This window comes from Sphingomonas sp. Leaf412 (assembly GCF_001425405.1).
GTDB lineage: Bacteria > Pseudomonadota > Alphaproteobacteria > Sphingomonadales > Sphingomonadaceae > Sphingomonas.
Window position 1 is genome coordinate 350040 of the sequence record NZ_LMQP01000002.1, and the last position, 429, is coordinate 350468.

Below are 429 nucleotides of genomic sequence, written 5' to 3' on the forward strand. Positions count from 1 at the left end.
GGCGGAGACGCAGACGCAAGGCTGGCTGCCCGTGCCGGTGATCGAATATGTCGCGCGCGAGATCGGCGTGCCGTACATGCGCGTGTACGAGGTCGCGACCTTCTACACGATGTTCAACCTCGCCCCCGTCGGCCGCTATCACGTGCAGGTGTGCGGCACGACGCCGTGCATGCTGCGCGGGTCGGACGACGTGCTGGCGGCGTGCCGGAACAAGGGCCTCATCAAGGGCAAGACCACGCCCGACGGCCTGTTCACGCTGACCGAGGTGGAGTGCATGGGCAATTGCGCGTCCGCCCCGATGGTGCAGGTGAACGACGACAATTTCGAGGACCTCGACTACGATCGCACCATTGCGATCCTGGAGGCGCTGGAGCGCGGCGAGACGCCCAAGGCGGGGACGCAGGAGCCGGGGCGCCACACCGTCGAGCC

The 429-nt window shown here is 67.6% G+C and carries 1 protein-coding gene; it reads left to right on the top strand.

Going from position 1 to position 429, the window contains the following annotated elements; translation table 11 throughout:
• The coding region (locus ASG29_RS06130; protein WP_235532814.1) for a complex I 24 kDa subunit family protein at positions 1–429 on the top strand (429 nt) is incomplete at both ends.